This is a genomic window from Streptomyces sp. NPDC030991, assembly GCF_055571235.1.
Map to the genome: position 1 here is coordinate 41,052 of NZ_JBVIFR010000003.1, position 13,502 is coordinate 54,553.

12 protein-coding genes are annotated in these 13,502 nt (G+C 71.3%); 7 read left to right on the forward strand and 5 right to left on the reverse strand.

Features of this window, described 5'->3' with window-relative positions:
- Positions 1-120: 120 nt before the first annotated feature.
- On the reverse strand, positions 121-4,092 hold the full coding sequence (locus ACZ45E_RS06360; protein WP_468217250.1) for a HEAT repeat domain-containing protein: 3,972 nt from the start codon (positions 4,090-4,092) through the stop codon (positions 121-123).
- A gap of 178 nt (positions 4,093-4,270) precedes the next feature.
- On the opposite strand from ACZ45E_RS06360, the gene ACZ45E_RS06365 reads away from it, so the two are divergent.
- From ACZ45E_RS06365 to ACZ45E_RS06385, 5 genes are all read left to right on the forward strand, one after another.
- A complete protein-coding gene (locus tag ACZ45E_RS06365) occupies positions 4,271-4,477 on the forward strand; it encodes a hypothetical protein (protein ID WP_468217252.1) in 207 nt (68 codons plus the stop codon).
- Positions 4,478-4,545: 68 nt separating this feature from the next.
- Positions 4,546-5,223, forward strand: a complete 678-nt coding sequence (locus ACZ45E_RS06370) for a class I SAM-dependent methyltransferase (RefSeq protein WP_468217255.1) — start codon at positions 4,546-4,548, stop codon at positions 5,221-5,223.
- 22 nt (positions 5,224-5,245) lie between these two features.
- The gene (locus tag ACZ45E_RS06375) at positions 5,246-6,274 is read left to right on the forward strand and encodes an N-acetylmuramoyl-L-alanine amidase (RefSeq protein WP_468217257.1); all 1,029 of its coding nucleotides are present in this window, start codon (positions 5,246-5,248) and stop codon (positions 6,272-6,274) included.
- Between the two features lie 131 nt (positions 6,275-6,405).
- Positions 6,406-7,293 (forward strand): hypothetical protein, encoded by an 888-nt coding sequence (locus ACZ45E_RS06380; protein WP_468217258.1) that lies wholly within the window; start codon positions 6,406-6,408, stop codon positions 7,291-7,293.
- 118 nt (positions 7,294-7,411) lie between these two features.
- On the forward strand, positions 7,412-8,422 hold the full coding sequence (locus tag ACZ45E_RS06385; RefSeq protein WP_468217260.1) for an LLM class F420-dependent oxidoreductase: 1,011 nt from the start codon (positions 7,412-7,414) through the stop codon (positions 8,420-8,422).
- 24 nt (positions 8,423-8,446) lie between these two features.
- On the opposite strand, the gene ACZ45E_RS06390 is transcribed toward ACZ45E_RS06385, so the two are convergent.
- Positions 8,447-8,950 (reverse strand): hypothetical protein, encoded by a 504-nt coding sequence (locus ACZ45E_RS06390; protein WP_468218235.1) that lies wholly within the window; start codon positions 8,948-8,950, stop codon positions 8,447-8,449.
- A 166-nt stretch (positions 8,951-9,116) separates the two neighbouring features.
- Here ACZ45E_RS06390 and ACZ45E_RS06395 point away from each other — a divergent pair, with 166 nt between their 5' ends.
- Positions 9,117-9,413: a hypothetical protein gene (locus ACZ45E_RS06395; protein WP_468217262.1), complete on the forward strand. Its 297-nt coding sequence runs from the start codon at positions 9,117-9,119 to the stop codon at positions 9,411-9,413.
- A gap of 7 nt (positions 9,414-9,420) precedes the next feature.
- On the opposite strand, the gene ACZ45E_RS06400 is transcribed toward ACZ45E_RS06395, so the two are convergent.
- The 3 genes from ACZ45E_RS06400 to ACZ45E_RS06410 are packed head-to-tail and all read right to left on the reverse strand — an operon-like array spanning position 9,421 to position 12,568.
- Positions 9,421-10,494, reverse strand: a complete 1,074-nt coding sequence (locus ACZ45E_RS06400) for a prenyltransferase/squalene oxidase repeat-containing protein (RefSeq protein WP_468217265.1) — start codon at positions 10,492-10,494, stop codon at positions 9,421-9,423.
- Positions 10,491-11,231, reverse strand: a complete 741-nt coding sequence (locus tag ACZ45E_RS06405) for a class I SAM-dependent methyltransferase (RefSeq protein ID WP_468217266.1) — start codon at positions 11,229-11,231, stop codon at positions 10,491-10,493. The genes ACZ45E_RS06400 and ACZ45E_RS06405 overlap by 4 nt, the downstream gene beginning before the upstream one ends.
- Positions 11,225-12,568 (reverse strand): glycosyltransferase family 4 protein, encoded by a 1,344-nt coding sequence (locus ACZ45E_RS06410; protein WP_468217269.1) that lies wholly within the window; start codon positions 12,566-12,568, stop codon positions 11,225-11,227. The genes ACZ45E_RS06405 and ACZ45E_RS06410 overlap by 7 nt, the downstream gene beginning before the upstream one ends.
- 184 nt (positions 12,569-12,752) lie before the next feature.
- Here ACZ45E_RS06410 and ACZ45E_RS06415 point away from each other — a divergent pair, with 184 nt between their 5' ends.
- On the forward strand, positions 12,753-13,373 hold the full coding sequence (locus ACZ45E_RS06415; protein WP_468217272.1) for a TetR family transcriptional regulator: 621 nt from the start codon (positions 12,753-12,755) through the stop codon (positions 13,371-13,373).
- Positions 13,374-13,502: the final 129 nt, after the last annotated feature.

Below are 13,502 nucleotides of genomic sequence, written 5' to 3' on the forward strand. Positions count from 1 at the left end.
CGGGCTGCGGGCAGCCCCTGTCGAGGACGCGCCGCGCTCCCGCGCGGCGCGTCCTTCGTCGTCGGGGCGGTTGCCGGGGGGCTGACGCGACGGCACCGACGCGGATGCCGACCGAAACCCTCACGCAGCCGGCCGCGGGATCGGCGGCGAGGCCGTGCCCTCGGCGAGTGCCAGCACACACCGCGCTTCTTCCCTCGGTGGTTCCGGGACGGCGCCGGTCACCGCACTGTGCGCCACTTCGGCGATCACCTCCCGTACCTCCGCGTCTTGCGCCCAGCGTTCCGCCACGGCCTGCAACACCAACAGCCGTACGCCCCCGTCCGGGTCCTCGCGCACCGCGTCCATCACCAGGGCGCGGACCTCGGTGTGTTCCCACCACCGCTCGGCCAGTGCTTCCAGTGCCACGCCGCGGTGATCCGGCATGTCATGCCGCGCCAGCTCGAAGAGGAGCGACAGGGCTTCTTCGTCCTCCTGCCAGTGCCGGAAAGAATTCAGGAAGCCCTCGAGCACGTACAAGTCCAGATCCCCGTCGATCAGGTCACGTACGTATTCCCGCACAAGGGGCCTGGTCTCAACGTCCTGCGGCCAGTGCTCGATCAGCAGCTCCAGCGCGAGCGCGCGGATGTGCCCGTCCGTGTCCCGGCGGGCCAGGTCCTTGAGCAGAGACCTCACCTCCACGGCGTCATGCCTGCGCAGCGCCAGTCCTCGCAGAGCCGCCTCACGCACCTGCACGTCGCTGTCGGCGCCGGTCCGATCGAGCAGCACCCGGTACACCTCCTCGTCCTTCGGCCACTGCTCGGCGACCAGCCCAAGCACCGAAGGGTGCCCATCCGAACGCGCCAGGCCGAGCATCAGTGCGCGGACCTCAGCATCCGCCGGCCAGCGTTCACCCAACACCCGCAACGCGAGAAGACGCAGGCCCCAGTCGGTGTCGCCGCGTACCACTTCGAAGAGCTGTTCCTGCCCGCCCTCCTGATGCCACAGGTTCTTGAATGCGTCCTGCGCCGCGAAGCGCACCATCACGTCCTGCTCCTCGGCGGCCAGATCCTGGAGCAGTCGACGCGTCGGCCCGTCCCCCATCCACTCTTCGGCCAGCAGGCGCGTCGCTGTCTCACGCCCCGCCCGGGGAGAGCTGTCATGTGTTCGCGCGACCAGCAGGTCGCGGATCTCCGGATCCCGCGGCCAGTGCTCCCCGAGTGCTCTCATCGCGGACCGCTGCACCAGGACCTCACTGTCCGCCATCACCCATGCCACCAGCAGCGTACGGACGTCGACGTCGTCCGGTCGACGCTCGGCCAACAGACGCAGGGTGGCGCCCAGTATCTGCTCAGCGGGGTCGGTATCCGTCCTGACGTCGATGAGCGGCACGTGGGGCCCGATGTCCTCCGCCCAGCGTTCGACGGCCGCCTCCCGATCCGCGTCACCTCCGAGCCGTACGCTCTGGCCACGGAGGAGTTCCCGCAGCAACGGCCGCACACCGACGCCGCCCGGCCGCATGTCGGTGAGCGCCCACAGTGCCGTCCACCGCACCCTCGCCGCGTCGTCGTCCCCGGCCGCCAGGAAGAACACGGCACGCGCTTCCGCGTCCTCCCGCCACTTTCCCGCCAGCCCCAGCAGTGCGGCGCGCCGCACGCCGCTGTCCTTGTCGGTCCGCGCCCGGTCGATGAGCAGGGCTCGCAGCTCCCGGACTTCCACCGGGTCCTCGCACAGCAGGGTGAGAGCCTTCCGGCGCATATCCTCGTCGGCGTCGCCGGTGGCCAGCTCGAAGAGCAACGCGCGCACCTCGCTGTCGTGCGTCCGGTTCTCGGCCAGCGCTTCGAGGAAGATCCGTCGGTCGTAGGGGCTGTACGCGTGGCGCGTGAAACGGATCAGCTCCTCGCGGGAGGGCTGAAGCAGGCACACGATGCGCGGCGTGTCCGCACTGGGCGAGAACTGGCCGCGCGTACGGAACCAGGCGAGGAAGGCGTCCCGGCCCACCCAGTACGGGCCGAACGACTCCAGGGCGGAGAAGACGGAGGCCAGACCGGACGGCGGCGCAGAGGCGTTGAGCACGTCCGTCATGGCCGCCACGGCTCGCTTGCTCTGATCGTTCAGCAAGCCGATCTTGGGGACCTCCGCCAGCGCCCGGACGGCGACCCCCAGCAGGGCGGTGTCGCTGGATGTGCCCCGGCTGTCGTGGAGGTCGAGGAGCCGGTCGACGGCCGCCGCCGCGTCGGACGGTTCCAACTGGCTGATGAGCAGCAGAAGGACCTCGTGCCAGGCCGGGTCGTGCGCGTGCGGGGCGATCACCTGGTCGAGAAGCTCCTGGGGCGTCCAGGCCCGGCCCCGCGTGTAACGCTGGTAGATGTCGGCGGCGGCCAGGTGCTCCAGGAAGGCCCGGTGTACGAAGCCGTAGACCTGGCCGCCGTACCGGGCGAGGATGAAGTTGCGTTCCCGGAGCTGGGAGACGAGTGCCCGCGCGCCCGTCCTGGCGGGGGCGGGAGGAAGCCCGTACTGCTCCAACTGCGTGTGCAGCAGTTCCGCCAGGTCGTCCCCGTGGATGTGGTTTCCGGCGATGCCGTGCGTGCCCGCCTGCATGGCATGCGCCAGCATCATCAGCACCTCATGACGGTCGAGCCCGTCGAGGACGTCCTTGATGGCGGACGGCAGGTCGGCCTCCAGGTGTTTGGCCTGCTGGTCCCATTGCGCAGTGAGTACGGTCACGGCCTGCCGGTACACGCCGATGCGGTCCTTGGGCAGCGGCTGGCGCCGTCCGACGATGGCCAGGATGGTCAGCAGCAGCGGATTGCCCGCCAGTTCGCGGATCGGCCGGGAGTCGCGCACCGCGTCCTGGAGCCGTTGAGCGAGGCGGGACGCCTTCTCCGCGTCCGCGGGCGCCGACAGGCTGTACCAGCGCTCGGTGAACGTGGCGATCTGCTCCAGGTCGAGGTCCTGGAGCATGTAGTGCGTGAAATCCGCGCCGTCGAAGACATGCCGCTTGTATCCGATGACACGGGACGTCACCACGATGCGGGCCAGCGGCCAGCGCGCCGCGAAGGCTGCGATCTGTTCCGAGGCGGCCTGGCGCACCTTGGGGTCGAAGACCTCGTCGAGACCGTCGAAGACCACCAGAGCCCGGCCGGTGCGCAGCAGATGACGCAGGACGGGCGGCGGCACGCACAGGCCGAGCTGGTCCTGTCGGTACGCGAGGAAGTCCTCGTAGGTCCGCTGATACCACTGGGGTTCGGCGTACTGCCGGAGCTCGACTATGACGCCCACCCGGTCGGCGAGCGCCGGTGGCGCATCGCTCCGCGATCCGCTCCCGGCCAGGGTGAGGGCGAGGTACTTCGCCAGTGTGGACTTACCGGCTCCGGGATCACCCAGCAGTACGCACTTGCGCACGTCCTCCTGGCCCAGGGCGTGAAGCACGGGGCGTGCCGGGCGCTGCTCGTACGCGCCCCGCAGTTCCTTCAGCGCGTCCAGTGCGCCGCTCGGCAGATGGTCGGACTCCGGCAGTTCCCCCGATTCGACCAGCCGGCGCACCAGTTCGCGCGGCAGTTCCACGGGGGGCGGGTCCGCCCGGACGCCTGGCTCGACGAACACCTCCCGGAGCCGGATGGCGGGATGGCGGCCCTGGTCGTCGAGGGGCAGCAGCACCTCCAGATCCAGGTGCCCCCAGGTCTCCCGGACCCGTTCCGCGTAGGCCGTGACGGCCTCCTCGACCTCTCGCGGAGCGGGCTCCTCCTCGGTCGCCCCCGGCATACCGGCCGACTCCAGGGCCCGCACCAGAACCGTGTGTTCCGACTTCCAGACGGCCAGGTCGAAAAGGACCGGGGAGACAGGTGTTTTCGTGGCACCGGCATGCGTCCGGCAGGCCGCGACGAACGCCGCGATCAGGTCCCAGTCGGGGGCCCTCCTGCCGCTCCCGGACAGCAACCGGCTCACCGCGTTCGCCGTCAGGCTCCGGCCACCCGGCGCCCTGCCCTGCGTCCGTCCGGAGGCTGTCACGATGTCGGCATTCCTCGCGCCCGCCGCGTCTCTCAGGTCCCGTAGACGGCGCGCGAACTCCTTGCGCGCCGTCGCGGCCGGACTCTCATCGTCGTTCGTCGTCATCGCCCACCCCGAGCTTCGCGTGTCACGGCGTACCGAGCCGTCCCGGCTCCCGCTCTCAAGGTAGGTGACGACCTGCGACGACGTCAGCGCACTCCCAAGTCGTCGCGCTTCGCGGCCTCTTGGCAGCGGCTCGCACCACGCTTGCCTCGTCGCCTCCGCCTCCTGACGGGACATCATCATGGACACTCTGCTGGCCGCCGTACTGACCTCGCTCGGCCCGTTCGGCACCCTCGCGCTGCTCGTCTTCCTGTTGGTCTTCACCGGCATTGTGCTGCCGGCCGTGTGGTCCCGGCACGCCTACCGCCGTGCCGCGGCCCAGCAGACGCTGACCGTTCTCGTCGAGGCCGTCCACCGCCTCCTGCGCCGCGTATGGCCGCCGCGATGACGGGCCCCGCGCCGCTCGCGGCCGGGCTGCCGGGCGGGTCTCCCGCCGCGTACGGCAGCATGAGGGACATGACAAGCACGCCGAGCACGCAGCGCCCCCAGGTCTCGCCGGCCCCCGACGTCCTCGCCGCCTTCGAGGGCGCCAAGGGTTTCATGCCGCCCGGTGAGGGGCTCGCGCTGTACGCCGCCGCGGTCGAGGCCGGGGCGCTCGGCCTGCCGCTCCTGGAGGTCGGCACGTACTGCGGCCGGTCCACGATCCTGCTCGCCGACGCCGCGCGCGCCGCCGGGGTCCCCGCGCTCACCGTCGACCACCACCGGGGCAGCGAGGAGCAGCAGCCCGGCTGGGAGTTCCACGACCCGGAGACGGTCGACCCGGTGGTCGGGCTCATGGACACCCTCCCCGCCTTCCGCCGCACGCTGCACGCGGCGGGCCTGGAGGAGCACGTGATCGCCCTGGTCGGGCGCTCCCCGCAGGTGGCCAGGGCCTGGAGCGGCCGGCTCGGGCTCGTCTTCATCGACGGCGGCCACACCGACGAGCACGCGAACGCCGACTACGAGGGCTGGGCGCCGCACGTCGCCGAGGGCGGGCTGCTCGCCATCCACGACGTCTTCCCCGTCAAGCACGACGAGTGGACGGGCCAGGCCCCGTACCGCGTGTATCTGCGGGCCCTGGAGTCCGGGGCGTTCACCGAGGTCTCGGTACACGACTCGCTGCGCGTCCTGCGCCGAACGGGCGCGGGGATCTGAGGGCGCGGCTAGGGTCGGGAGCGTGTCCTACGCAGGTCCGGAACCGGACGATTTCGATGACTTCTACCGCGACGACGACCCGGGGCGGCGCCCCGGCGGGCGCCGGTTCCGCGGTCGCCCGGTGCTGGTCACCTTCGCGGCGCTCGTGCCGACGGTGCTCGCCGGGTGGCTGCTGTGGCACGTCGTGAGCGGCCCGGGCGGGAGCGAGCCGCCGAAGGTGCTCCCGGCGCCCGGGCAGTCCACGACGTCCTCGGCGGCCGGGACCCCCTCGGGCTCCGACGCGAAGGCCCCGAGCACGCCCCCGTCGAAGCCGGCGACGTCACCCGCCGCGCCGACGACGCCGAAAGCCCCGTCGAAACCGGCGGGCGGCGGCTCGGGCCCGCTCAAGGGCAAGGTCGTCGTCATCGACCCGGGTCACAATCCGGGTAACTTCCAGCACGCGGCCGACATCAACCGCCAGGTGAACGTCGGCAACGCCAGCAAGGAGTGCGACACCACCGGCACCTCCACCGACGCCGGTTACACGGAGGCCCAGTTCACCCTCGACGTCTCGCGCCGACTGCGCGTCCTCCTGCAACAGCAGGGCGCCACCGTGATGTTGACGCAGAACGGTGACCGGGCCTGGGGGCCCTGCGTCACCGAGCGCGCCGCGATCGGCAACCGGGCCAGGGCGGACGCGGCGATCTCCGTCCACGCGGACGGTTCCGCCGTCGGCAACCGCGGCTTCCATGTGATCCTTCCCGCATCCGTGCACGCCGGCGCCGCGGACACCCGTCCGATCGTCGCCTCGTCGCGGGCCCTCGGCGAGCGCGTCGCGGGCAAGTTCCTCCAGGTCACGGGGGAGGCCCCGTCCAACTACATCGGCGGCGGCACCGGCCTGGACACCCGCAGTGACCTGGGCGGACTCAATCTGTCGACGGTGCCGAAGGTCTTCGTCGAGTGCGGCAACATGCGGGACGGGCAGGACGCGGGCCGGCTGACCTCCGGCGCGTGGCGGCAGAAGGCGGCCCAGGGGTTGTCTGAGGGAATCGTGAGTTTCCTGCGCGGGTAGCTGTCACCCTGTGGATCTCGGCAGACACCTACAGGAGGCGGACGATAGTGTCCTGCGTACGATGAGGGGCCACCCCCGCGCTTGGCGCCGCCTCCTGACGATGACGTGACGACTGACCGAAGGACCCTGAAGTGAATATCCGCTCCCTCACTCGAGGCGACGGCGTGGTGATCGGAGCAGCGGTTCTGCTGTTCATCGCCTCGTTCCTCGACATCTACTCGCTCGGCGACAACGTGCCCGACAGCATCAGCAGCCCGAACTCGTGGAGCAGCGGTCCGCTGCTGATGAGCGTGGTCCTCTCAGGCATCATCGGCGCGGTTCTCATCGTCGTCGCCCGGGGACTGCCCCAGCCGCGCAAGGTGGCCGGTCTCGACCTCGGTCAGTTCGGTGTCGCGGCCACCGTGTTCGCCGCGTGGGCCGCCCTCGGCAACATCTTCGACCCGTCGGGTGGCGCGAACAACTTCGGGAGCGGCAGCGACAGCGCCGACGCCGGTATCGGCGCCATCCTCGCCCTGATCGCCACGCTCGTCATGGCCGCCGCCGCGATCGCCACCCCGCTGGTCCCGGCGCTCAAGGCCGCCCTCGTCGGCGCCCCGCGCCCCCAGCAGCCGCAGCCCTACGGCGGTCAGCCGCAGGGTGCCTACGGGTACCCGGGCGCCCAGCAGCAGCCGGGCCAGCCCGGCCCCGGCCAGCCGTACGGTGCGCAGCCGGGTCAGCCGGGTCAGCCCGGTCCCGGCCAGCCGTTCGGTGCGCAGCCCGGTCAGCCGCAGCAGGCCGCCGCCCCGGCGCCGCAGCCCCCGCAGGGCGGTCAGCCCGCCGCGGACTTCTCGCCGTTCTGGTTCGCCGTGCCGGTGCCGCGTCCGCTGTACGCGGAGGACGGCTCGCCGACGCCGATCGCCGAACTGGCTCCGGGTACCTGGTACTTGGCCGTCGAGCAGCGCGGCCCCGGCCTCGTCGCCCAGACGCAGGACGGCCGTCGCGGCGTACTGCAGGACACCACGGGGATCCAGCGCGGCTGATCCCCCGGCGCCCCGGACAAGGCCCCCCGCCCCTCTTCTTCCGGGCGGGGGGCCTTTCGCGTACAGTCCCCCAGCGAACTGACTGCTCATCAGCTCATCGTCGCCGAAGGGGGCAGCCATGCGGCTCGGACTCGCACTCGGCTACTGGGGACGCGGGCCGGACCCGGGCCACCTCGAACTCGTGCGCCGCGCGGAGGAGTTGGGGTACGACTCGGTGTGGACCTCCGAGTCCTGGGGCAGCGACGCCTTCACCCCGCTCACCTGGTTCGCCGCGCACACGAGCCGCATCCGGCTGGGGACGGCGATCGCGCAGATGGCGGCCCGCTCCCCCACCACGACCGCGATGCACGCCCTCACCCTGGACCATCTCTCCGGCGGGCGGATGCTGCTGGGGCTCGGTCTCTCCGGGCCGCAGGTGGTCGAGGGCTGGTACGGGCGGCCGTTCCCCCGCTCGCCGCTGACGGCGACCCGTGAGTACGTGGACGTCGTGCGCCAGGTCCTGCGGCGCGAGGGGCCCGTCGAGGTCGACGGACGCTTCCACTCCCATCCGTACCGGGGCGAGGACGGGACCGGGCTCGGCAAGCCGCTCAGATCCATCACCCATCCGCTGCGCGCCGATCTGCCGGTCCTGCTCGGCGCCGAGGGGCCGAAGAACATCGCGCAGACGACGCGGATCGCGGACGGCTGGCTGCCGCTGTACTGGTCGCCGGCCAGGACGGACGCGTACGAGGCGGCGCTGACCGAGGTCTCCGACGGCTTCATGATCGCGCCGATGGCCTGGGCGCAGGTCTGCGACGACGTCGCCGAGGGGCTGCTGCCCGTCAAGGCCATGCTCGGGTTCTACATCGGCGGCATGGGGCACAGCAGCCGCAACTTCCACGCCGACCTCATGGCCCGGATGGGGTACGAGGCCGAGGCGCGGCGCATCCAGGAACTCTTCGCCGAGGGGCGGCGCGAGGAGGCGGTGCTCGCGGTGCCGGACGCGTTCGCCGACGAGATCTCGCTCGTCGGGCCGCGCCGGCGCATCGCCGAGCGCCTGGAGCTGTGGCGCAAGGGACCGGTGACGGACCTGCTGCTCCTGTCACCGGACCCGGACACCTTGCGGGTCCTCGCGGAGCTGAACTCCTAGAAGTCCTCGAAGTCCTAAAAGTCCTCAGGAACCCTTGGTCAGTTCGGAGGTCGAGGGCACCTTGTCCTTGACCTCGGCGCCCGCGTCCTTGCCCGCGCCCTTGACCTTGTTGATGATGTCGTCGAAGGACGAGACCGCCGAGTCCGTGCCCTCGCCCTTGCGCAGCTTGCCCGGCAGGTCCTTGAGCGCGTCGATGCCGGTGGTCAGCGGCGCGACCGCCTTGGCGAGCGTGGGGTCACCCTCGGCGTTCTTCTTCGCGGCCTTCAGCCGGTTGTACGTCAGTGCGCCCGCGAGGCCCGCCTTGACCAGCGCGAACTTGCGTCCGTCCGCGCCGCTCTTGAACTTGCCGGCTTTCCACGGCTTCACGATCCACTGGTAGGTGGCGCCGGCCGCGATGCCCGCGTTGGCCACGAACCGGGTCTTGGCGAGTTTCTGCCGCTCGGCCGTCGAGGAGGCGCTGGGGTTCGCCGCCGCGTCCTTGTCGTCGCCGCCGCACGCGGTGGTGCCAGCCAGCAGGGTGCCGCACATGAGGACGGCGACGAACGCGCGTCGCAGGGGAAGGGAAGATTCGAACACCACGGTTACCTCCGGGCGGGGGGCTGCACTTCTGGCAGCCTCACCCGGCCCCGGGGGCCGCGCCACCCGGGCGGGCCCGTCCGTGTTTCCCCGTGGAATTCGGGGACATTCGAACAGCATGTCTCCGAATCAGCGGTACCGAGGCACCAGCCAAGCAGGCCGGGTTGTCATGATCATTGCAGACATCCTGGCGCTGATCCTCGGTCTATGGATCCTGATGTATCTGTTGGACGCGAACCGGGGCAACGACCTGGTGCAGTTCGTCCATGACGCGGCGAGCTGGCTGGCCGGCTGGTCGCACGACCTGTTCACCTTCGACGAGGCGTGGGCGCGCGTCGTGGCCGGCTACGGCCTCGCGGCGGTCGTCTACCTGTTCGTGGGCCACGCCATCGCACACCAGCTGCGCCGCCACTGACCCGCGGCTACGCGCAGCAGTCCGGGGCGACGCCTGACGGGAGCAGCTCGCCACCGAACACCTGGCACGTCGCCTCGTCCCCGCCGAGGGCCGCCACGGCGAGCAGGACGGACCCTGCCGTCCATGTGGTGAGCTCCTCGGGCCACACGGCCCGGTCCTCGAAGACGTATCCGGTCCAGTAGAGGCCCGTCCCCGGGTCCCGCAGGTGCTGGATGTCCTGGAGGATCGTCAGCGCACGGTCGGACTCGCCCATCGCCCACAGGGCGAGGGCGAGTTCGGCGCTCTCCCCGCCGGTCACCCACGGGTTGGGCACGACGCAGCGCACGCCGAGCCCGGGCACCACGAACCGCTCCCAGCCGTCCTCGACGCGCGCCTTCGCCTCGGCCCCGCGCAGGGCGCCGCCGAGCACCGGGTAGTACCAGTCCATGGAGTAGCGGTCCTTGTCGAGGAACCGCTCGGGGTGGCGCCGGATCGCGTGGCGCAGCGCGCCGACCGCCAACTCCCAGTCGGGCTGCGGCTCCTCACGCTGATCGGCGATGGCCAGCGCACACCTGAGGGCGTGGTGGATCGACGAACTGCCGGTCAGCAGCGCGTCGTTGACAGCGGTACCGTCGGCGTCCCGCTTCCAGCCGATCTGTCCGCCGGGCTGCTGGAGCCGCAGCACGAACTCGATCGCCGCGCACACCACCGGCCACATGCGGTCCAGGAACGCGTCGTCACCGGTGGAGAGGTAGTGGTGCCAGACCCCGACGGCCACGTAGGCGACGAAGTTGGTCTCGCGGCCCCGGTCGGTGACCTGATCCGGGTCGCCGTCGTGGTAGGCGGCGTACCAGGAGCCGTCCTCGTTCTGGTGCCGGGCGAGCCAGTCGTAGGCGCGCGTCGCGGCCTCGTGCTCGCCCGCCACGTCGAGCGCCATCGCGGTCTCGGTGTGGTCCCACGGGTCGAGGTGGTGGTGGCGGAACCACGGGATGGCGCCGTCCGGCCGCTGCACGGCCAGCAGCCCGCGCACCGTGTGCGCGACCTGATCGGCCGTCAGTACGCCGTCCAGTACGAGGAATTCGGTCCGCTCGGGACTGCTCACGCAGCGACCCCGCTGGCCTTCGGCAGGTGCGGCTTGGTGGCGTAGGCGACGAAGCTCTTGCCGACGACGGGGTTGAGGAGCTGCTCGGCGACCCGGGTGAGAGCGGGCTTCTTCATGATGTCCCAGACCAGGAGCTTGTGGTACGCCTTCACCGGCAGCGCCTTGTCGTTGTCCACACCGAACGCGCACTTGAGCCACCAGTACGGGGAGTGCAGCGCGTGCGCGTGGTGCGTGCCGTACGGCTTCAGCCCCGCCTCCCGCATCCTGCCGAGGAGTTCGTCGGCCTTGTAGATGCGGATGTGGCCGCCCTCGACCTCGTGGTACTCGTCGGAGAGCGCCCAGCACACCTTCTCCGGGCCGTAGCGCGGCACGGTGACGGCGATGCGTCCGCCGGGCTTGAGCACGCGCACCATCTCGGCGAGCACGCCCTTGTCGTCGGGGATGTGCTCCATGACCTCGCTGATGATGACGACGTCGAACGAATCGTCGGGGAAGGGGAGTTGGAGCGCGTCGCCCTCCATCGCGGTGGCCGTGGCGCCGGCCGGGGCCTCGCCGGCCTCCTTCATGGCGGCGAACCACTTGGCGACCTCGGCGATCTCCTCCTTGTTCTGGTCGAGCGCGACGACCTGTGCCCCGCGCCGGTAGCACTCGAAAGCGTGCCGTCCGGCTCCGCACCCGAGGTCGAGGACGCGATCACCCGCGGCGAGCGGGAAGCGGGTGAAGTCGACGGTCAGCACGTGGCCCTGCTTTCCTGAGGGGTTTCCTGGTGGGGTCGGCCGCCGAGAGGGCTCTCGCCGGGGGCGGCGGAAGCCTGGTCGATGGCCGCGCGGTACAGCTCGGCGGTGCCCTGTGCGGCCCGCGCCCAGGTGAACCGCGCGAGGACGCGGGTGCGGCCCGCGGCGCCGAGGCGGGTGCGCAGCGCCGGGTCGCCGAGCAGCCGGGTCAGGGCGGCGGCGAGCGCGCCCGCGTCACCGGTGGGCACCGCGAGGCAGGTCTCGCCGTCGGCGCCCGCGACCTCGGGGATCGCGCCGCCGGTGGTGGCGACGAGCGGGGTGGCGGTGGCCATGGCCTCGGCGGCGGGCAGCGAGAACCCCTCGTAGAGCGAGGGCACGCAGGCGACCTGCGCGGAGCGGACGAGGTCCACCAGTTCCTGGTCGCTGATGCCCTTGACGAACCGGACGGCGCCTTCGAGCCCGTACCGCTCGATGGCCTGGGCGACGGGGCCGTCCTCGGCGCGCTTGCCGACGACGACGAGATGCGCGTCGGGCTGGTCGGCCCGCACCTTGGCGAGCGCCTCGACGAGGAAGACGAGCCCCTTGAGGGGGACGTCGGCGCTGGAGGTCGTCACGATCCGTCCGGGCACCTCGGGCACGGCCGGATCCGGCGAGAAGAGGTCGGTGTCGGCGCCGATGTGGACGACGCTGATCCGGCTCTCGCGGACCCCGAGGTGCTGGACGATCTCGTCGCGCGAGGTGCCGGAGACGGTGAGCACGGACGGCAGGCGGCGCGCCACGCGCTTCTGCATCCGGGTGAAGGCGTACCAGCGGCGCTTGGACATCCGCTGCCGCCAGTTCTGGGCGGCGTCCAGCTCCAGCTGCCGGTCGACGGTGATGGGGTGGTGGATGGTGCTCACCAGGGGCGCGCCGATGTCACCAAGCAGCCCGTAGCCGAGGGTCTGGTTGTCGTGCACGACGTCGAAGTCGCCGCGCCGGGACCGCAGATGGCGCCGGGCGCGCAGGGAGAACGTCAGCGGTTCGGGGAAGCCGCCGGTCCACATGGTGGCGACCTCGACGGCGTCGATCCAGTCGCGGTACTCCTCGCGCCCCGGCGTGCGGAAGGGGTCGGGGCTGCGGTACAGGTCGAGGCTGGGCAGCTCGGTGAGCGAGAGCCCGGCGGGCCCGCTGCCGTCGAGGACCTCGTCGAGGACGGGGTAGGGCTGGGCGCCGATCACCTCGACGCGGTGCCCGAGACGGGCCAGCTCGCGGGAGAGGTGCCGTACGTACACGCCCTGCCCCCCGCAGAACGGGTTGCCCTTGTACGTGAGGAGAGCGATGCGCAACGACTCCGCGGTCACTCCAGGCCACCCTTCTCCCTGCTTGCCCGTGGACACTGGACACTACGTGGGGACGCTAATCTAGAACAAGTTTCAGACTTGATCGTTCAATGAGCACCGAATCTACCGGCAGGTAGCCAGGCTGTGACCGGCGGATCGGGTGATTCACGCCACGGCCGGGACCACGGGACACGGAAGCGAACTGATGACAGCTCCGGACGCCAGAAGCTCCGCGCAGGGTGCCCCCGCGCTCACCGAACGGCAGGAGGCGCGGCGCCGCCGCATTCTGCACGCGAGCGCCCAGCTGGCGGCCCGCGGCGGCTTCGACGCGGTGCAGATGCGGGAGGTCGCCGAGTCCTCCCAGGTCGCTCTCGGCACGCTGTACCGGTACTTCCCGAGCAAGGTCCATCTGCTGGTCGCCACCATGCAGGACCAGTTGCAGCACATGCACACCACGGTCCGCAAGCGCCCGCCGTCCTCGGACTCCCCGGCCGAGCGGGTCGCCGAGACGCTGATGCGGGCGTTCCGGGCGCTCCAGCGCGAGCCGCATCTGGCCGACGCGATGGTCCGCGCCCTGACCTTCGCGGACCGCAGCGTCAGCCCCGAGGTCGACCAGGTCTCCCGGCAGACCACGGCGATCATTCTGGACGCGATGGAGCTCGACGACCCGACCCCCGCGCAGCTCTCGGCCGTCCGGGTCATCGAGCACACCTGGCACTCGGCGCTCATCACCTGGCTGTCGGGCCGGGCCTCGATCGCCCAGGTGAAGATCGATATCGAGACGGTCTGCAAGCTGATCGACCTGACTGATCCCGGCCAGGACTGACGCCCCGGTAACCCTTGGCCAGTTCTGCCCATCCGCAACGGGGAACCCGCCGGTTGAATTGCTCATGCGCTGGGCGAAGCAGCCGGAGCGGACGGTTTTTCGAGGGGGGCAGACGTGACCCGGGTACTT